Origin of the sequence: Flexivirga sp. (assembly GCF_051955415.1) — a bacterium.
GTDB lineage: Bacteria > Actinomycetota > Actinomycetes > Actinomycetales > Dermatophilaceae > Flexivirga.
Genome location: NZ_JBQCGS010000073.1, coordinates 1 through 19,735, shown reverse-complemented (window position 1 = coordinate 19,735; position 19,735 = coordinate 1). Strand labels below are relative to the sequence as shown.

General features: G+C 69.5%; 15 protein-coding genes and 1 riboswitch. Of the genes, 7 read left to right on the top strand and 8 right to left on the bottom strand.

The genetic code is table 11. The annotated features are described in order from the left end of the window. The first annotated feature begins 37 nt into the window (after positions 1-37). Complete coding sequence (locus ACTHL4_RS12145; RefSeq protein WP_440283031.1) at positions 38-1,570, top strand: helix-turn-helix domain-containing protein; 1,533 nt, start codon at positions 38-40, stop codon at positions 1,568-1,570. 17 nt (positions 1,571-1,587) lie between these two features. Beyond that, positions 1,588-2,376 (top strand): glycerophosphodiester phosphodiesterase, encoded by a 789-nt coding sequence (locus ACTHL4_RS12140; protein ID WP_440283030.1) that lies wholly within the window; start codon positions 1,588-1,590, stop codon positions 2,374-2,376. A 62-nt stretch (positions 2,377-2,438) separates the two neighbouring features. On the opposite strand, the gene ACTHL4_RS12135 is transcribed toward ACTHL4_RS12140, so the two are convergent. Then, positions 2,439-3,956: a DEAD/DEAH box helicase gene (locus ACTHL4_RS12135; RefSeq protein WP_440283029.1), complete on the bottom strand. Its 1,518-nt coding sequence runs from the start codon at positions 3,954-3,956 to the stop codon at positions 2,439-2,441. 269 nt (positions 3,957-4,225) lie between these two features. Here ACTHL4_RS12135 and ACTHL4_RS12130 point away from each other — a divergent pair, with 269 nt between their 5' ends. After that, positions 4,226-5,275, top strand: coding sequence for an FUSC family protein (locus ACTHL4_RS12130; RefSeq protein WP_440283028.1), 1,050 nt, complete (start codon positions 4,226-4,228; stop codon positions 5,273-5,275). On the opposite strand, the gene ACTHL4_RS12125 is transcribed toward ACTHL4_RS12130, so the two are convergent. Both ACTHL4_RS12125 and dxs read right to left on the bottom strand, forming a co-directional pair. After that, the gene (locus ACTHL4_RS12125) at positions 5,205-6,197 is read right to left on the bottom strand and encodes a phosphotransferase (protein WP_440283027.1); all 993 of its coding nucleotides are present in this window, start codon (positions 6,195-6,197) and stop codon (positions 5,205-5,207) included. The two genes, ACTHL4_RS12130 and ACTHL4_RS12125, sit on opposite strands and share 71 nt — an antisense overlap. Next, positions 6,194-8,068, bottom strand: coding sequence for a 1-deoxy-D-xylulose-5-phosphate synthase (dxs, locus tag ACTHL4_RS12120; protein WP_440283026.1), 1,875 nt, complete (start codon positions 8,066-8,068; stop codon positions 6,194-6,196). Before dxs ends, ACTHL4_RS12125 begins: the two co-directional genes overlap by 4 nt. A 141-nt stretch (positions 8,069-8,209) precedes the next feature. Next, positions 8,210-8,313: riboswitch (TPP riboswitch) on the top strand. On the opposite strand from dxs, the gene ACTHL4_RS12115 reads away from it, so the two are divergent. The 3 genes from ACTHL4_RS12115 (at position 8,304) to ACTHL4_RS12105 (ending at position 11,043) form a co-directional block, all read left to right on the top strand. Further along, entirely contained in the window at positions 8,304-8,933 is a 630-nt protein-coding gene (locus tag ACTHL4_RS12115) for an ECF transporter S component (RefSeq protein WP_440283025.1), read from the top strand. It overlaps the preceding riboswitch by 10 nt. After that, a complete protein-coding gene (locus ACTHL4_RS12110) occupies positions 8,930-10,354 on the top strand; it encodes an ABC transporter ATP-binding protein (protein WP_440283024.1) in 1,425 nt (474 codons plus the stop codon). Before ACTHL4_RS12115 ends, ACTHL4_RS12110 begins: the two co-directional genes overlap by 4 nt. Continuing rightward, a complete protein-coding gene (locus tag ACTHL4_RS12105; RefSeq protein WP_440283023.1) occupies positions 10,351-11,043 on the top strand; it encodes an energy-coupling factor transporter transmembrane component T family protein in 693 nt (230 codons plus the stop codon). The genes ACTHL4_RS12110 and ACTHL4_RS12105 overlap by 4 nt, the downstream gene beginning before the upstream one ends. A gap of 20 nt (positions 11,044-11,063) precedes the next feature. On the opposite strand, the gene ACTHL4_RS12100 is transcribed toward ACTHL4_RS12105, so the two are convergent. From ACTHL4_RS12100 to ACTHL4_RS12080, 5 genes are all read right to left on the bottom strand, one after another. Then, on the bottom strand, positions 11,064-12,416 hold the full coding sequence (locus tag ACTHL4_RS12100) for a C39 family peptidase (protein WP_440283022.1): 1,353 nt from the start codon (positions 12,414-12,416) through the stop codon (positions 11,064-11,066). A 153-nt stretch (positions 12,417-12,569) separates the two neighbouring features. Then, positions 12,570-15,392: an aconitate hydratase gene (locus ACTHL4_RS12095; RefSeq protein ID WP_440283021.1), complete on the bottom strand. Its 2,823-nt coding sequence runs from the start codon at positions 15,390-15,392 to the stop codon at positions 12,570-12,572. Positions 15,393-15,532: 140 nt separating this feature from the next. Beyond that, positions 15,533-16,072 (bottom strand): TIGR03086 family metal-binding protein, encoded by a 540-nt coding sequence (locus ACTHL4_RS12090; protein ID WP_440283020.1) that lies wholly within the window; start codon positions 16,070-16,072, stop codon positions 15,533-15,535. A 53-nt stretch (positions 16,073-16,125) separates the two neighbouring features. Then, on the bottom strand, positions 16,126-17,430 hold the full coding sequence (locus tag ACTHL4_RS12085) for a class I SAM-dependent RNA methyltransferase (RefSeq protein WP_440283019.1): 1,305 nt from the start codon (positions 17,428-17,430) through the stop codon (positions 16,126-16,128). Then, positions 17,427-19,430: an APC family permease gene (locus ACTHL4_RS12080; RefSeq protein ID WP_440283018.1), complete on the bottom strand. Its 2,004-nt coding sequence runs from the start codon at positions 19,428-19,430 to the stop codon at positions 17,427-17,429. Before ACTHL4_RS12080 ends, ACTHL4_RS12085 begins: the two co-directional genes overlap by 4 nt. A gap of 61 nt (positions 19,431-19,491) precedes the next feature. Here ACTHL4_RS12080 and ACTHL4_RS12075 point away from each other — a divergent pair. Further along, positions 19,492-19,735 (top strand): NAD-binding protein (locus tag ACTHL4_RS12075; RefSeq protein WP_440283017.1); only part of this gene is annotated, 244 nt, incomplete at its 3' end.

The following is a 19,735-nucleotide window of genomic DNA, read 5'->3' as shown; positions in this document are numbered from 1 at the left end:
GCCCTATTCGATCTCATATGTGAGCTACACTCGCCGCATGACCGATGACTACCTCTCCCGAGTCGGCACGCTGATCCGCGACGCGCGGCGGCACAAGAAGCTCACCCAGAACGAGCTCGCCGAAGCGCTGCAAACGTCGCAGAGTGCGGTCGCCCGCATCGAGCAGGGCAAACAGAACCTCAGCCTGGAGACGCTGGCCCGCATCAGCGAGGCGCTCGACACCGAGGTCGTGGCGGTCGCCTCGTCCACTCCCCTCAACCTGCGCATCAAGGGCGGCCGGAAGCTGTCCGGCGAGATCGACGTGCGCACCTCCAAGAACGCCGCGGTCGCCTGCCTCTGCGCGACCTTGCTCAACAAGGGCCGCACGACGCTGCGCAACCTGGCCCGCATCGAAGAGGTCAACCGCATCACCGAGGTGCTGACCTCGATCGGCGTCAAGACCCGCTGGCTACCCGACAGCAGTGACCTGGAGATCATTCCGCCGGCGAAGTTCGACCTCGCCGCCATGGACGAAACCGCCGCCCGGCGGACCAGGACCATCCTGATGTTCCTGGGACCGTTGCTGCACCAGTTCGACCAGTTCCAGTTGCCCAACGCCGGCGGCTGCGATCTCGGATCCCGCACCGTCGAGCCACACCTCTACGCCTTGCGCGCGTTCGGCCTCGACGTCGTCGCCTCGCACGGCTACTACCACGCCAAGGTCGACCCGTCGGTGCGTCCGGTCAAGCCGATCATCCTGACCGAACGCGGCGACACCGTCACCGAGAACGCCCTGTTCGCCGCCGCGCTGTACGACGGCGAGACGGTGATCCACAACGCCAGCCCCAACTACATGGTCCAGGACCTGTGCTTCATGCTGGAGAAGTTCGGCGTGCGCATCGAGGGCGTGGGCACCACCACCTTGCGGGTGCACGGCGTCAAGGAGATCAACAAGGACGTCGAATACCACCCCTCCGAGGACCCGATCGAGGCGATGACCCTCGTCGCCGCCGCGGTCGTCACCGAGTCGGAGATCACCATCCGCCGGGTGCCGATCGAGTTCATGGAGATCGAGTTGACCCTGCTCGAGGGCATGGGCATGAAGTACGAGATCGAGGGCGACGAATACGCCTCGGCCAACGGCAAGACCCGGCTCGTGGACATCACCACCAAGCCCGGTCCGCTGCGGGCGCCCAAGGACAAGATCCACCCGATGCCGTTCCCGGGCCTCAACATCGACAACCTGCCGTTCTTCGCGGTCATCGCCGCCTACGCGCAGGGCACCACCACCCTGCACGACTGGGTCTACGAGAACCGCGCGATCTACCTGACCGAGCTCAACGCGCTCGGCGGCAAGGTGCACCTGATGGATCCGCACCGGGTGATGATCGAGGGCCCGACCAAGTGGCGCGCCGCGGAGGTCATGTCGCCGCCGGCCCTGCGCCCGGCTGTCGTCATACTGCTGGCGATGCTCGCTGCCCCGGGTGTCTCAGTGCTGCGCAACATCTACGTGATCGACCGCGGTTACGAGGAGCTCGACACCCGGCTCAACAAGCTGGGTGCCGACATCCAGACATTCCGCGACATCTGACTCCGGCACGGGCAACCGTGACGCGGACCGCATTCTTCGATCATCCCGGCGTCATCGCGATGGCGCACCGCGGTTTCACCGACCACCCGGCCGCGCCGGAGAACTCGTTGCCGGCGTTCGGGGCGGCCGTCGATCTCGGCTTCCGGTATGTCGAGACCGACGTGCACGCGACCGCGGACGGGCAGTTGATCGCCTTCCACGACGATCGGCTCGACCGGGAGACCGACCGCACCGGCGTCGTGGCGAAGCTGCCGTGGAGCTACGTGCGGCAGGCCAGGATCGCCGGCGCGGCGGAGATACCGACGCTCGACGCGGTGCTCGAATCGTGGCCGCACCTGCGGGTCAACATCGACTGCAAGGCCGCCGGTGCTGTCGAACCGCTCGTGGCGGTCATCGAGCGACACCGGGCACATGACCGGGTCTGCATCGCCTCGTTCTCGGACACCCGCCGTCGCGCGGTGTTACGGCGCCTCTCCCGACCAGTGGCCACCTCCGGCGGCCAGTCGGTCATCGCTCGATTCGTGATCGGCGGACGCTCGCCGCAGTGGGCGCGTGTCCCCCTCGGGCAGAACGCTCTTCGCGGTGTCGACTGCCTGCAGATGCCGGTCTCGGCCGGCCGGGTGCGGGTCGTCAGTGCTGCAACACTGCGTCGGGCACATCGCGCCGGCGTCCAGGTCCACGTCTGGACGATCGACGAGGCGGTGCAGATGCACGCACTGCTCGACCTCGGCGTCGACGGCATCATGACCGACCGTGCCGACATACTGCGGCAGGTCCTCATCGACCGTGGCGAGTGGGTCGGCTGACTGGTGTCCCGATTCGTTCACCGGCGACCCAACCGGCGACCGTTGCCGGTTACTCGCGCAGGTCAGCGGCGGCCGGAGCTGAACCCTGCCGCCGAGTGACCGCCACTGGAGCGACCGCCACCGGCGGACCGCCGGCCAGTGGCTCCGCGACCGGCCGACGACCGGCCGCCCGCCACCCGGCCGGCACTCGAACCACCGTTGGACCGGCGGCTGCTGCCGGAGCCGCCACTGGCCGACTGCGCGGAACTCGGTGCTGCAGAACCATTTCCGTTGCGGCGGCTCTTGTTCCGGTTGCGCCCGGAACGCTGCCCGCTGCCGGTCTTGCGCGCGCCGGACGGCGATGCTGCGCCCTGCTTGCTCTTCGGCTGCTGCTGGGCCGCGGCAGGTGCGACATACCCGCCGTCGACCAGCACGCGGTCGCCGGGTGCCAGGTCGCGCAGCACGGGGTGATCGGTGTCGGCCACCTTGGTGGTGGTCGGCGTGATGCCGGCCGCCTTCGTCAGGTCGCGCACGTCCTTGCGCTGATCGTCGGTCATCAGCGTGATGACGGTGCCTTCTGCGCCGGCACGGGCGGTGCGCCCCGAGCGGTGCAGATAGGCCTTGTGCTCGGCGGGCGGGTCGGCGTGTATGACGAGCGCCACGTCGTCCACGTGGATGCCGCGGGCCGCCACGTCGGTCGCGACCAGCGTGCTCGCCGCACCGGAGTGGAAGGCGGCGAGGTTGCGGGTCCGCGCGTTCTGCCCGAGGTTGCCGTGCAGGTCGACGGACGGCACGCCGCGTTTGTTCAACTGGCGGGCCAGCGCCTTGGCGCCATACTTCGTGCGGGTGAAGATCACGGTGCGGCCGGGCGCCGCGGCCAGGTCCGCCAGCACCGGCACGCGAAGCTCGCGGTTGGCGACGTGCAGCACATGGTGACTCATCTTGGCGACCGGTGACTGCGCTGAATCCGCCTCGTGTGTCACGGGATTGCGCAGGAATTCGCGCACCAGGACGTCGATGGCCTTGTCGAGCGTCGCAGAGAAGAGCAGCCGCTGGCCGTTCTTCGGCGTCTGCTTCAACAACCGGCGCACTCCCGGCAGGAATCCCAGGTCGGCCATGTGGTCGGCCTCGTCCAGCACGGTGATCTCGACGGCGGCCAGTGAGCAGTGCCCCTGGCTGATCAGGTCCTCGAGCCGGCCCGGGCAGGCGATCACAATGTCCACGCCGGAACGCAATCCGCGCACCTGGGGGTTCTGGCCGACGCCACCGATGACCGTGAGCGTCCGGAGCCCGGCGGTGTCCGCCAGGGGTTGCAGTGAGTCTTGGATCTGCGCCACGAGTTCACGCGTCGGCGCGAGGATGAGCGCCCGGGGCCGCCCGGCGGCGCGCTGGGTCCGGCTCTGCTGCAGACGGGCGACCAGCGGCAGGGCGAAGGCGTAGGTCTTGCCGCTGCCGGTGCGGCCACGGCCGAGGAGGTCACGTCCGGCGAGTGAGTCCGGCAGCGTCGCCGCCTGGATCGGGGTGGGCGTCGAAATGTCCTGTGCGGCAAGGACGTCGACGAGGCGCGAGGGTACGCCGAGGGCAGTGAACGATGAGGTCACGAAACTTCAATCTTGTCGGTTGCCTCGCCTGGCCAGCCGATTCCTGTGGTCAGGGGCTGCGCATGGAGCGTGCTCGACATGCGGATCAACTCGTGGCGAGAGCCGTGACGAGCAGATGGCACAAGGCTACCGGTCCGGGACCGGAATCGACGAATCGACAGGGCGTTCGGCGCCTGCACGGCACCGGCCATCGTGCGCCCCCCATGTGAGCAGCGCGACAGTCAGGATGGGGCGAACGCCTCAGAACCATCGATATCCTCGTCATGCCCATGAATGACGCTGCGACCGGTCCCCTGCGCACCGCGTTCACCTTCGGTCCGCACGCCGGCGCACATCGTGTCGCGGCCCGGGCCGGCATCTCGGTCTTCGTGCCGCTGCTCGTGCTGGTGCTGATCGATCACATGGATTGGGCGGCATACGCGGCGTTCGGTGCCTTCACCTCCCTCTACGGGCGGCGGAGCGGGTATGCCGAGCGCACCGGCATGCAGGCGATGGCGGGTCTCTTCCTGACGATGTCGGTCGTGCTCGGCACTGCCATCGCGCTGCTGCCGGGCCGGGCGTGGTGGACGATCCCCGGGGCGGCAGTCGTCGCCGTCGCCGGCCAGTTGGTGTCGTCGGCGTTCCGTTGGCACCCGCCAGGATCCATCTTCCTGGTCTTCGGCATCACGGTCTGCGCATCCATCCCGGGCAAGGCCCACCTGGTCCCGGTCGCGGCTGCGGTGACGATGCTCAGCGCCGGATTCGCCATGCTGGTGGGCCGGATCGGTGCACTGCGCGAGCCCGCGCACCGGCCACGTGCAGTGGTCCCGTCGGCAGACCTGGGCGCGACACTGCGCGACCCGCTCCAACGCGGCACCGTCGCGCGGCTGTTGGCCGGCATCCTGCTCGCCGGGACCGTCGCGACCAGCTTCGGCGGCCCGCACCCGTCCTGGGCGATGGTCGCGGTCGTCGCGACCTTGACCGGCCCGCGGCGTCATACGCAGGTCATCCGGGGCGTGCATCGGGTCGTCGGCACCCTGGTCGGAGTGTTCGTGGCGTGGCCACTGCTCGAGACGCATCCCACGCCGATCGTGATGGTCGTGCTGATCATGGTGCTGCAGATGGCGGCTGAGCTGCTGGTCGGTCGCAACTACGCCGTCGCGCTGCTTGCCATCACGCCCCTGGCACTGCTGATGGGCCAGTTGTCGGCACCGCGGCCGATCGGCACGGTGCTCACCGATCGGGCGGTGGAGACCGCGCTCGGTGCGCTCATCGCGCTGGCGTTGCTGATCCCTCGGCGCCGGCGGTCGCCAGGATCCGCTGGACGACGGGATCGATGATCTGCGGCTCCCACTGGGCGCGTTCGGCCGCCGTCCCACGGTCGAGTGCCCGCTCCATCGCGCGAACCCGCGCGAGTTGCGCGATGAGCATCGCGTCGGGCATGACCGCCCGCAGCCGGCTGCTCGGCACCAGGTCCGCCCAGGCCGACAGGTAGGCCCGCACCCACCGTGCATCGCGTTCGGGGTCGGGCGGCATACCGAAGTGGCGTGTCGGACCGGCGAGCGCGATCAGTAGTGAACAGAGCGGGTTTCCAACATACGCGTCACCCCAGTCGAAGAACCGGGAATCGTGGATCGCAGCCGCGGACCCGTCCGCGCAGAACACGTTGCCGGCGTGCAGATCGTTGTGCTGGATGGTGTCCGGCAACTCGGACGCGGCCAATCGTTCGGCCGCCGCACGCAACGGAGCCGCGGCCGCTGGCCATGCGGCGCCACGCCCCGCGATCCAGTGCGCCACCAGGTCCTGCGGATCCCAGCGCGGCACTCCGGCGGCGACGAGGTCGTCGACCACCTCCATGGACGCACGCTGCAGCCGGGCATACCGCCGCAGCACACCGGACCACAGTCCGACGATCGTCTCGGCGTCGGCGACCTCGCGCAGCTGCGGTCCCTGGTCGGGCATCAACAGCCAACCGCGGTCCTCGTGCGATGCCCACACCTCCGGCAGCCGGTCGGGCGCGACCCTGGTGAGCAGTCGATGGATCGACGGCTCCGGCGACGTGCTCGGTGAACATGCCTTGAACCACGCACGCCCCGCCGAGGTGTCCACCACGAGCTGGGTGGACCAGGCGCGGACCCGCGGCTGCCGGGGAGTCACCGGAACTCGCGTCAGGCCACGGCGTTCGAGGGACTCGTCGATCCAGCGGGTGGCTTCCTGCCGCCACGCATCGGTCTGCCAGAGCTGCGACGTCGAAGCGCTCACGCGTGCGACGACAGTCGCGCGATCAGCCGCGTGCCGATGACGTCCGGGGTGAGGCCGATCGCCTCCAGCACCTGACCGCGCGAGGCGTGCTCGAGATATTCCTTCGGTATGCCGAAGGTGTGCACCCGGGTCGCGACGTCGGCCTCGGCGAGCGCATGCGCTGTCGCGACGCCGATCCCCGAGGTGACCAGGTTGTCCTCGATGACGACGACGTGGCGCACCGTGCGCGCCATACGCACGACGTCGTCGGACACCGGCAGGACCCAACGCGGGTCGACGACGAGTGTCGAATGTCCTTGTGCTTCAAGTTTTTCGGCGACTTGCAAGGCCGTGGGACACATCGAGCCGACACCGACGATCAAGACTTCCGCATCGGTCGCGTCGTGCAGCACGTCGAGAGAGCCGTCGGCGCGCACCGCCGCCAGCGGCTCGGCCACGTCGCCCTTCGGGAAACGGATCACGGTGGGCGCGTCGTCGACCACGACCGCCTCGCGCAACTGGGCCTTGACCTGCTCGCCGTCGCGCGGCGCGGCCAGCCGCAGACCGGGCACGATGGAGCAGATCGACATGTCCCACATGCCGTTGTGCGAGGCACCGTCGGAACCGGTGACGCCGGCGCGGTCGAGCACGAAGGTGACCCCGGCGTGGTGCAGACCGGCGTCCATCAGCATCTGGTCGAAGGCGCGGTTGAGGAATGTCGCGTAGACGGCGACGACGGGGTGCATGCCGCCGTACGCCAGGCCGGACGCCATGGTGACGGCGTGCTGCTCGGCGATGCCGACGTCGATGACCCGCTGCGGGTAGGCCTCGGCGAATTTGTCGAGCCCGACCGGGATCATCATGGCGGCGGTGATGGCGACCAGATCCGGCCGCTCGGCACCCAGCCGCACCATCTCGTCGCTGAACTCGTCGGTCCAGATCCGTCCGGCGACCTCGAACGGCAGGCCGGTCTCCGGGTTGATCTTGCCGATGCCGTGCATGTGGTCGGCCTGGTCGTCGAGCGCGGGCTGGTAACCACGACCCTTCTCGGTGATCACGTGCACGATGCACGGAGCACCGAAGGCACGCGCCCGGCGCAGCGCCTGCTCGACCGCGGCCTCGTCGTGGCCGTCGACCGGTCCGACATACTTGATGCCGAGGTCCTCGAACATACCCTGCTGCGGGTAGACGATGTCCTTGATGCCGCGCTTGACGCCGTGCAGGGTCTCGTAGACCAGGTCGCCGACCACCGGCGTGCCCTTGAGCGTCGTCTTGCCCCAGCCGAGCATCCGCTCGTAGTTGCGCGTCGTGCGCAGCGCGGCGAGGTGGTCGGCCAGTCCCCCGATGGTCGGGGCGTAACTGCGCTCGTTGTCATTGACCACGATCACCAGCGGCAGGTCGCGCTCGACCGCGATGTTATTGATCGCCTCCCACGACATACCGCCGGTGAGTGCGCCGTCACCGATCACGGCGACGGTATGACGGTGTGGCTCGCCGCCGAGCACACGGGCCTTGGCGATGCCCTCGGCCCAGGACAGCGAGGACGAGGCGTGCGAGCTCTCGACAATGTCGTGCTCGGACTCCGCGCGCGAGGGGTAACCGGACAGGCCGCCCTGCTTCTTCAGCTTGGAGAAGTCGTGCCGGCCGGTGAGCAGCTTGTGCACGTAGGACTGGTGCCCGGTGTCGAACACGATGGCGTCCGAGGGTGATTCGAAGACACGGTGCAACGCGATGGTCAGCTCCACCACCCCCAGGTTGGGTCCCAGGTGCCCGCCGGTGCGTGACACCGAGTCGACCAGGAACTCGCGGATCTCCGCCGCCAGCTCGTCCAGGCGTTCGGCCGGGATCCGCCGCAGGTCCTCGGGTGACGAGATCGTGTCGAGCAGTCCCACGTCGTACGCGCCTTTCCTGGTCGGGTGTGCGTCGGTCGAGTCTACGCGTCGGTGGACGCTCTCCCTGTCAGGACGCCCGGGCCACGGGCCGGTTGCATCCGGTCGCCCGCAGCACGCAGACGCTGGTACCTTGGAGGACACACCTACCGACAGGGGAGCGCTTCGGCGCTGAGAGTGCGGCTCGCCCGCAGACCCTTGAACCTGCTCCGGTTAGCACCGGCGAAGGGAGTCACACATGGCAACTGTCAGCGCGCCCGAGCACCGGGCGTCCACCACCTCACTGCTGGCCTACCGCACCATCGACCTGGTCACGGTGGCCACCCTGGGCGTCGCCTCCGGCGTCGTCTTCTGGGCCTGGTCCCAGGCATGGAACGGCATCAGCACGCTCGCTCTCTTCACCGCTCCCCCGGTCCTCGGCCTGCTGAGCGGGCCATGGTTGATCGCCGGCGTGCTCGGCGGACTGGTGGTGCGCAAGCCCGGCGCGGCCTTGGCAGCGGAGTTGATCGGCGCCGCCGTCGAGATGCTGATCGGCAACCAATGGGGCACCAGCACGCTGATCTCCGGCCTGCTGCAGGGGCTCGGCGTCGAGGTCGTGCTCGCCCTGGTGCTCTACAAGCGTTTCGGTGTCGTGGTGGCCGCACTCGGCGGCGCGATGGCCGGCGCACTGGAGATCTTCTACGAGTGGCACGCCTACTACTCGGCGTGGACCTGGAACTACAAGCTGGCCTACCTGGGCTGCACCATGCTGTCCGGTGCGGTCCTGGCCGGTGTGCTCGGCTGGTTGCTGGTGCGTGCGCTGGCCGCGACCGGTGTGCTGGACGCGTTCGGCGCCGGTCGTGAGCACCACGCCCGGAACGCGGTGTGACCGGCGCACACGCCACTCTGCGCGGCTTCGGCTGGCGCCCGCTGGGACGTCGTGACGAGGTCGTCAGCGACCTCGACCTGACGTTCGCCCCGGGCCAGATCGTGCTGCTCGCCGGGGGCAGCGGCGCAGGCAAGTCGACGGTGCTGCGTGCCCTGGCCGGTCTGCTCGGCGACGCCGTGCCGGGCCAACGCAGCGGCACGGTCGAGATCGATGCACCGACCGGGCTGCTGTTGCAGAACCCCGCGGACTCCCTGGTGGCCGCCACCATTGGCCGCGAGGTCGCCTTCGGGCCGGAGAACCTCGCACTGGACCGGGACGAGATCTGGCGTCGGGTGCACGAGGGACTCGACCGGGTCGGGCTGCGGTATGACGTGGACCGATCGACCTCGGCGCTGTCCGGCGGCGAACTGCAACGTCTCGCCCTCGCCGGCGTCCTCGCGGTACGACCCGGACTGCTGCTGCTGGACGAGCCGACGTCGATGCTCGACGACGAATCGGCCGCACGGGTCCGGCACTGCGTGCTGGATGCCGCACGCGGGACCGGCGCCACGACGGTGATCGTCGAGCACCGCATCGGCCCGTGGTTGCCGCACTGCGACCGGGTCGTCGTCCTCGAACACGGCACGGTGATCGCGGACACCACTCCCGCGGTCTTCGTGTCCGAGCACCGGGACCGGATGCTCGATGCCGGGGTGTGGATGCCGGACGCGCCCGACCCGGAGCCCGTCCCAGTGGACCGAGCGCGGGTCGCGCCCGCGGCGCCCGGGCCGGAGCTGCGCGCCGACGCACTCCGGGTCGACCTCACCACGCGGTCGTTGCAGGGCCGCAGCACCCACCGCGCGCTCGACGGTGCCACGACGACGCTGCGAGCCGGCCGGCTGTCCGCCCTCGTCGGGCCGTCGGGAGCCGGCAAGTCGACCCTGCTGGCGGCGTTCGCCGGGCTGCTGCAACCCACGGCAGGCGGGGTGCTGGGCGCCGCACCTGCCTTCGCCCGGCGGCGTTCGGCCGACCTCGCGGCCGCTGTCGGCTTCGTCCCGCAGAACCCCGAGCACGGCTTCCTGCGCACGACCGTGCGCGACGAAGTCGCGTGCACCGCAACGCGCCTCGGCCGAACGGTCGAGGTGGACGAACTGCTGACGTTGCTGCGGTTGGACCATCTCGCCGGAGCGAATCCGTACCAACTGTCCGGTGGTGAGCAACGCCGACTGGCCGTGCTGGCCGCCCTGGCACACCGCCCGGGCGTCGTGCTGCTCGACGAACCCACTGTCGGGCAGGACCGGCACACCTGGGCGGCTGTGGTCGGCTGGATGCAGGCGGCCAGGGACGCCGGTGCCACCGTCGGCGTCGCGACGCACGACGTGGCGCTGATGCACCGGTCGGACGGCGTCATACAACTCAAGAGCGGGCAGGCGGTCGGATGAAGACCGTCGTGGCCCGCGCCAACCCGCTCGCGCTGCTGGCCTTCGGGTTCTCCGCCGTGCTCGGTTCGTTCCTGGTCGATCGGGTGTCGGCCGCCGTGATCGTCGTCGCCGTGTATGCCGTGCTGGCGGCCCTCGTCGTGCCGAGCTGGCGCCCGTTGCGGTGGCGGCTGCTCGCCGTCGGATTCGCCGCGATCTCGCTGTGGTGGTCCTCGTGGCTGCTCGGCGGCCACGATCCGTCCCTGGCCACCGTCGCGGCGGGCCGCATCCTGGTGCTGGCCCTGCCCGGCGCGATCGTCGCGGCATTCATCGACCCGATGCGCTTCGGTGACGCGCTGGCCCAGATCCTGCGGTTGCCGGCGCGTTTCGTCGGGGCGTTCACCGCCTCCCTCACCCGCTTCGACCGGCTCGGCGAGACCTTCGAGCAGCTGCAGCGCACTCGCCGGATCCGCGGTTTCGGGCCGACCCGCAGCCCCCTCTCGCGGGCCGCGAGCACCGTGCCCCTGACCTTCGGACTGCTCGTCTCGGCGATGCGCGGCGCGACCCAGCTCTCGCTCGCCATGGATGCGCGCGGCTTCGCGACCGCGCAGCGACGCACGTGGGCGCAGCCGTCACCGTGGCACCGACGCGACACCGTCGTCGTCGTGGTGGCGGTGCTGGTGACGATCGTCCTCCCGATCGCGCTGGGGTGAGCGCGACCGGGAGCTGACGGTCACCAGTTGGCCTCGCGCGGCGCACGCGGCAGCTTCAGGTGCGCCGGGTGGTTGATGTAGACGGTGCCGCCGCTGTGCGGGACCCAGACGTTCTCGAACTGCTCGCGCTGGTAGGTGACCCGCACTTCCTTGTTGTCCGCGATCAGGTGCGATGCCGGGTCGTTCATCACCGGGTCGCCGTCGGCGGTGAAGCCGACCAGCACCATCAGGTGGCCGTTGGTGGAGTAGCCGGCACCGTCCAGATCCGCACTCTTGAACGACACCGAGGTGATCACCGGCATACCGGCGGCGATGAACGGCTCCGCCTCGGCCAGGTTCCGCAACCGGGTGACGAAGCCCTCGAGCCCGTAGCGCGAGGTGTATGCCGTGTTGAACGGCCAGTTGCCGCAGCCCTCATAGACGTAGTCGTAGGTGTTGCGTGCCGCGAAGTCGACCTGCGGGTCCTCGTATGACGGATCGACCCACGACAGATCGGCCTTGCTGGGCCCGCGCTTCCAGTACGCGAGCACCATCGACGACGATGTCGGTGAGCACCAGGCCTCTCCCCCGTTGTCCCACTGCGGGTACTGCCCGACGTGCTTCTCCTGGGAGAAGGTCGGCACGTCCAGGATGTGCTCACGGCCCAGCGTGAACGTGCTGACCGGCACGGTCGCGTCGTCCGGCAGGGCGGACGAGACCGCGCCGAGGAAGCGCACCGTGGGGGTCAGCGACGTGCCGTGCGGACGCAGCAACTGCACCCGCAACTGGATGTCCTGCAGGGTGTGCGCGCCATACATGTGCAGTGTGTCGGTCCAGACGGTCGCGTAGTCGGTGCCCTGCCCATCGACCGACTGACGGTTGATGGCACCGCCCTGCGCCGGGTCGTTGCTGCACCAGCGGCCCATCACGAACCAGTCGGTCAGCGTGCCGTCCTCGGCATGTCCGCGGACGTTGACCTCGATCCAGGTGCCGTTCGGGGTGTCGGCGTTCCAGGAGCTGATCAGCTCGGTCAGCCCGAAGCCGTTGGCGCGCCACGGTGAGGTCCACGTGCTGACGTCATACAGCGTGGTGGGTGCGCCGGTGACCGTCGGGTCGGCGAAGGCGCGCGTGCCGGACGGGCGGGCGATCCGCAGGCCGTGCTGGTCGAAGTGCACGCCGGCACCCTTGCCGTGGGCCCAAGCCCGCGCACCGGTGAACCGGTGATAGCGGATGTGGCGCTCACTCCCAGCTGCGGCGGTGACACGCGACGCCGCCGACGCGACCGGCGCGCCGAACAACAACGCGCCGCCGGCCGCCATACCACCCAGCACCGCCTGGCGGCGGGTCAGCGACGGCAAATGCACCGTGGGGAGCAGCGCGGAACGATCGGACATGATCAGACTCCTTGAAGACCGTACGGGGGACGATCCCCTCAGTCTTGCGTAAAGGACGTCCGCCGACGGAAGATCCGCGCAAAATCTTTTCGCGCGCAGGAAGGCCCCGCACCCTCCGACGAGAGTGCGGGGCCTTCCTGCGTATGACGACTCTCAGTCCACCAGGGACCGCAGGACGTACTGCAGGATGCCGCCGTTGCGGTAGTAGTCCGCCTCACCGGGTGTGTCGATGCGGACCACCGCGTCGAACTCCACCGTCGAACCGTCCTCCGTGGCCGCGCTCACGTGGACCGTCGGGGGGATGTCCTTGCCCTCGTTGAGGGCGGTGACCCCGGTGATGTCGAAGGTCTCGGTGCCGGACAGCCCCAGCGACTCGATGGTCTCGCCCTCCGGGTACTGCAGCGGCAGCACACCCATGCCGATCAGGTTGGACCGGTGGATCCGCTCGAACGACTCGGCGATGACCGCCCGCACCCCGAGCAGCACGGTGCCCTTGGCCGCCCAGTCGCGCGAGCTGCCGGTGCCGTACTCCTTGCCGGCGAGCACGACCAGCGGGATGCCGGCCTTCTCGTAGTTCTGCGCGGCGTCGAAGATCGTCGTCTGCTCGCCGTCGTTGGTGAAGTCGCGGGTGAAGCCCCCCGCGACGTCGTCCAGCAGCTGGTTGCGCAGCCGGATGTTGGCGAAGGTGCCGCGGACCATGACCTCGTGGTTGCCGCGCCGCGAACCGTAGGAGTTGAAGTCCTTGCGCTCGATGCCGTGCTCGCGCAGGTACTTGCCCGCGGGGCTGTCACCCTTGATCGACCCGGCCGGGCTGATGTGGTCGGTGGTCACCGAGTCGCCCAGCTTGGCCAGCACGCGGGCACCGTGAATGTCCTCGACGGGCTCCGGGGTCTTCGCCATACCCTCGAAGTACGGGGGCTTACGGACGTATGTCGACTCGGCATCCCACTCGAAGATGTCGCCCTCGGGCGTCGGGAGCGACTGCCAGCGCTCGTCACCGGCGAAGACATCGGCGTAGTCCTTGCTGAACATCTCGGTGGAGATGGACTGCGCCATGACCTGCTCGACCTCCGCCGGAGCCGGCCAGATGTCCTTGAGGAAGACCTCGTTGCCCTCGGCGTCCTGGCCCAGGGAGTCCTTCTCGAAGTCGAAGTCCATCGTCCCGGCCAGCGCGTAGGCAATGACCAGCGGCGGCGACGCGAGGTAGTTCATCTTCACGTCCGGGCTGATCCGGCCCTCGAAGTTGCGGTTGCCGGACAGCACCGCGGTGACGGCCAGGTCGTTGTCCTGGATCGCCTGCGAGATCGCCTCGTCCAGCGGGCCGGAGTTGCCGATGCAGGTGGTGCAGCCGTAGCCGACCAGGTAGAACCCGAGCTTCTCCAGGTAGGGCCACAGGCCGGCGTTCTCGTAGTAGTCGGTGACGACCTGGGAACCGGGAGCGACCGAGGTCTTGACCCACGGCTTGGCGGTCAGGCCCTTGTCGACGGCGTTCTTGGCCAGCAGCGCGGCGGCGAGCATCACCGAGGGGTTCGAGGTGTTGGTGCAGCTGGTGATGGACGCGATCGCCACGATGCCGTGATCCAGCTCGAAGCTGCGGCCGTCCGCGAGGGTCACCGGGACCTTGCGGGTCGGGCGGTCGGCGCCCGCGCCCTCCTCGGCCGGCCGATCGCCACCGTTCTGCCCCTCGGTGGTGCCCTCCGGGCTCGGGTCGCTGGCCGGGAAGCTCGACGCGTTGCCGGCGTCGCCCTCGTGGTGCGACACGTAGGTCGGCAGCACCTTGCGGAACGACTCCTTCGAGACGGACAGCTCGATGCGGTCCTGCGGCCGCTTCGGGCCGGCGATCGACGGCACGACCGTCGACAGGTCCAGCTCGAGCCGCTCGGAGAAGCGCGGTTCGACGCTCGGGTCGTGCCAGAGACCCTGCTCCTTGGCGTAGGCCTCGACGAGCGCGACCTGCTCGTCCGTGCGACCGGTGAGGCGCAGGTAGTCCAGCGTCACGTCGTCGACCGGGAAGATCGCACAGGTCGAGCCGAACTCGGGGCTCATGTTGCCGATGGTGGCGCGGTTGGCCAGCGGCACGGACGCGACGCCTTCGCCGGAGAACTCCACGAACTTGCCGACCACACCGTGCTCACGCAGCATCTGGGTGATCGTCAGCACGACGTCCGTGGCGGTGGCACCCGAGGGGATCTCACCGGTGAGCTTGAAGCCGACGACGCGCGGGATGAGCATCGACACCGGCTGGCCGAGCATCGCCGCCTCGGCCTCGATGCCGCCGACACCCCAGCCGAGCACGCCCAGGCCGTTGACCATGGTGGTGTGGCTGTCGGTGCCGACGCAGCTGTCGGGGTAGGCCTGCACGACACCGTCGGCGGACTCACGCGCCATGACGCCGCGGGCGAGGTGCTCGATGTTGACCTGATGCACGATGCCGGTGCCCGGGGGCACGACCTTGAAGTCGTCGAAGGCCGTCTGGCCCCAGCGCAGGAACTGGTAGCGCTCCTTGTTGCGGCCGTACTCGATCTCGACGTTCTTCTCGAAGGCGTCAGCGCGGCCGAACACGTCGATGATCACCGAGTGGTCGATCACCATCTCGGCAGGTGCCAGCGGGTTGATCTTCTTGGCGTCACCGCCGAGGTCGCGGACGGCCTCGCGCATCGTGGCCAGGTCGACCACGCACGGCACTCCGGTGAAGTCCTGCATGATGACCCGGGCCGGCGTGAACTGGATCTCCGTGCTGGGGTTGGCGTTCTCGTCCCACTGCCCCACCGCGTTGATGTGGTCGGCGGTGATGTTGGCGCCGTCCTCGGTGCGCAGCAGGCACTCGAGCAGCACCTTCAGGCTGAACGGCAGATTGGTGCTGCCCTCGACCTTGTCCAGGCGGTAGATCTCGTACGACTTCTCGCCCACGGCGAGCGTGTCCCTCGCCCCGAAGCTGTTGGTGCTCACATCGACTCCTTCGTCTCTGGCACTCATGGACGGCTTTATCTTGATGTCAAGATAAGTTAATCACAGCGTGCGTCGCGGCATCAGCGAAGGTCTGCCTAACTGTCGCCGGCCGGCGAGCACGCCCCGATCCTCTCACCGCCGGCGGCCGTATGGCGGGGCCGACCGCGTCAGCGTGCGGGCGACCAGTGCGGGTCACGCCCGGTGCGTGCGATGACGCGCGCCAGCCGCGTGGCGTCCGGGGCGGCGTCGCCGGGCGGGCCGAACGGGGCGCCCCCGAAGACCTCGAAGAAGGCGTCGACGCGGTCGAGTTGACTGTCCACCGGCGCCATGGCCTGGCCCGTTGCACGTGCCAGGTCCCACCCGTGGACGGTCAGCTCCTCGGCTGCGACCACGGCATTGTCGGCCGCATCCATCTCCACCCCGCCCGCGGAAACCCTGCCCTGCCAGGCGGACTCGCGCTGCCACGCCGCAGCAAGGTCGGCCAGCGCCTCGGGGATCGCCGTCCGCCAGTCGTCGACGAGCGCCCCCGGCGGGTCCGGCGCCGTCTTCGTCGCATTGGCGGTGAAGACGTTGCTGAACTGGTGGATGTGCGTCAACAGGTCGGCCACCGTCCACTCGGTGCACGGTGTGGGCTGCCCCAGTTGGTCGTCACGCACCGCGCAGACCAGGTCGCTCATCAGCGTGGTGCCGTGCCCCAGATCGAACATCGCATCGCCCCTTCGCCGTGGCCGAATCGCCCGTCGCCGGCCGCAGGACCACGCTACTGCGCAGCAGCGCCGGACGGCTCGATGATCGCCACGCACTCGACGTGGTGGGTCATCGGGAAGGCGTCGAACGCACGCAGCGACACCAGCTCGTAGCCGCACTCGGCGGCATACGCCAGATCACGCGCCAGCGCGGCCGGGTCGCAGGCGATGTATGCCGCCCGCCGCGGGCCGCGGGTCAGCACGTCGCGGACGACGGCACGTCCGGCGCCGGACCGCGGCGGGTCCAGCACCACCAGGTCGACCCGGTCCAGCATCTCGTCGACCGGGATCATCCAGTCGCCGGTGCCGATGTCGGCACGCTGCAACGTCGCCTGCCCCAGTCCGCCGATGTTCGGTCCGCCGTCGCGCACCGCCCGGGAGTCTCCCTCCAGGCCGAGCACCCGGCCGGCCGGCCCGACCGCGTCGGCCAGGAACGCCGTGAAGACACCGACCCCGGCATACAGATCCAGCGCCCGCTCTCCCGTCCGCGGCTCGAGCCCGTCGAGAGCAGCGCCGACGAAGGTCGCCGCCGCCCCCGGGTGCACCTGCCAGAAACCTCGCGCCGACACCCGGAAGTCGCGCGCGTGCTCCCCGGGCGGGCCCACCCGTTCCACGACGTCGGGCACGCCCGCGTCGCGCACCGGCAGGTCCACGGCCACCACCTCCCGGTCGGCGGCGACCGCGACGTCGACGCCGGTGACGCCCGGCTCGGCGGGCTCCTGCAGCAGCCCGGTGGCCGCGATCTCCGGCACCGCGATCAGGCAGTCGTCGACGGGCACGACGTCGTGCGAGCGATGCTTGCGCAGGCCGAGCCAGCGGTCCGTCGCCACCGAGAACTCCACGCGGGTCCGCCAGCGCAGGCCGTTCACGTCGCCGGGCACCGCCTCGACCGCGCCGTCCCACTCCAGGCCGGCCAGTCGCCGCAGCTGCTCGCGCACCACGCGGGTCTTCAGCTCACGGCCGAAGGCTGCAGAGGTGTGTTGCCAGTCGCATCCGCCGCAGGCTCCCGGACCGGCGAAGGGGCACGGCGCCTCCCGCCGCTGCGGCGAGGCGTCCCGCACCTGCACGGCGTCCGCGCGCAGGAAGCGCGACGTCGTGCCGCCGTCGGTGACCCTGGCGACGACGCGTTCACCGGGCAGGGCGTGCCGCACGAACAGCACCCGCCCCTCGTGCCGGGCGACGCAGAAGCCCCCGTGCGCGACGTCACCGACCTCCACCTCGAACTCGGCGCCGACCAGCGAATCACCTCGGGCGGCTACGCGCTCGCGTCCGCCGCGCCGGGCCCCTCGGCGCTGCCGACCCCTGCTCGAGCGGCTCATCGACCTCTCCGGACCGAGCCGGGCGCCGGGCCGTCATACCGCATCTCATGGCCCTGGCTGGAGCGCAGTTGCCAGGGCACGCTGGCGACCATCACGCCGGGAGTGAACAGCAGTCGCGACTTCAGCCGCAGCGCCGACTGGTTGTGCAGCAGCTGCTCGTACCACCGGCCGACGACGTATTCGGGGATGTAGACCATCACCACGTCGCGCGGGCTGTCCCGCCGGATCGTCTTGACGTACTTGATGATCGGCCGGGTGATCTCCCGGTACGGCGAGGCGATGATCTTCAGCGTGACCGGGATCTCACGGCGGTCCCACTCCTCCTGCAGCGCCCGGGTCTCCTCCGGGTCGACCTCGACGGTGATCGCCTCGAGCACCGACGGCCGGGTGGCGCGCGCATACGCCAGGGCGCGCATCGCCGGCTTGTGTAGTTTGGAGACCAGCACCACAGCGTGCACCCGGGACGGGAGCAGCTGGTCCTCGGCGGACTCGGAGAGTCGCAGCTCCTCGCTGACGTGCGTGTAGTGCCGCCGGATCTGCACCATCAGCGCGAAGAGCACCACCATCGCCGCCACCGCGTAACCGGCTCCGTGGGTGAACTTGGTCAGCAGCACGACGACCAGCACCGTGCCGGACATCGCCGCGCCGATCGCGTTGATGACGCGCGCCCGCTTCATCCGGGCCGGCGACGTGGGTGGGTCGTCCAGCCGCAGGTTGCGGTTCCAGTGCCGGATCATGCCGATCTGGCTGGTGGTGAAGGAGACGAACACACCCACGATGTAGAGCTGGATCAGCCGGGTGGGCTCGGCCTGGTAGACCACCACGAGCAGCATGGCGACACCGGCCAGGATCAGGATGCCGTTGGAGTAGGCCAGCCGGTCACCGCGGGTGTGCAGCTGCCGGGGCAGCCAGCCGTCGCGGGCCAGGATCGAGGCGAGGACCGGGAAGCCGTTGAATGCCGTATTGGCCGCCAGCACCAGGATGACGCCGGTCACGATGGCGACGAACACGACGCCGGGCGGGAAGCCGTGGAACACCGCGTGCGACAACTGACCGAGCACCGTGTCCTCGGTGTAGCCGGTCACCGGCTTGCCGTGCAGCAGCAGGTTGCCGGGGTGGTCCGGGTCCTGGATGTGGATGCCGGTCCAGTTGGCCAGCGTCACGATCGACACCAGCATCACCACCGAGATCGAACCCATCAGCAACAGCGTCGTCGCGGCGTTCTTGCTCTTCGGCTTCTTGAACGCCGGCACGCCGTTGGAGATCGCCTCGACACCGGTCAGCGCGGCACACCCGCTGGAGAAAGCGCGCAGCAACAGGAACACCACGGCGATCTGGGACAACGTGTCCATGTGCGGCTGCGGCGCCAGGGTGAACTTCGCGCTCTCTGCCAACGGCAGGTCGCCGGCCAGTTTGCGGATGACACCCACGATCGCCAGCGCGATCACGCCGAGCATGAACAGGTACACGGGTATGGCGAAGAAGCTGCCCGACTCCCGCACCCCTCGTAGGTTCATCGCGGTCAGGGCGACGATCAGCAGGACCGCGACGATCACCTCGTGCCCGTGCAGGAACGGCATGGCCGAGGCGGCGTTCTGCACACCGGAGGAGATCGACACCGCCACCGTGAGCGTGTAGTCGACCAGCAGCGCGGATGCGACGGTCAACCCCGCCTTCGGGCCCAGGTTGGTGGTGGCCACCTCGTAGTCGCCGCCGCCCGAGGGATAGGCGTGCACATTCTGCCGGTATGACGCCACGACCACCGCCATCACGAAGACGACACCGAGAGTGATCTGCCACGAGTGGGTGAAGGCGAACGAGCCACCGGCCAGGCCGAGTGTCAGCAGGATCTCGTCGGGCGCGTAGGCGACCGACGAGAGCGCGTCGCTGGCGAAGATCGGCAGCGCGAGCTTCTTGGGCAACAGGGTTTCACCGAGTTTGTCGCTGCGCATGGCGCGACCCACCACGATGCGCTTCAGTGCGCGACCGGTCCCAGACACAACGCGTGAGTCTAGGGCCGTGCCGACGTCGTCGCACCACCGCTCCGGTAGCGTTCAGTGCGTGTACTTCGTGATCATGGGCTCCGGCCGGGTGGGAGCCACTTTGGCGCTGAGCCTGGAGAAACACGGGCACGAGGTCGCGGTCATCGACCGCGACTCGCAGGCGTTCCGCCGGCTCGGTCCGGAGTTCCACGGGCGCCAGGTCGTCGGGCAGGGCTTCCCCCGCGCGGTCCTCGTCGCGGCCGGTGCCGAGCGGGCCGACGCATTCGCCGCCGTCTCCAGCGGCGACAACTCGAACATCATCT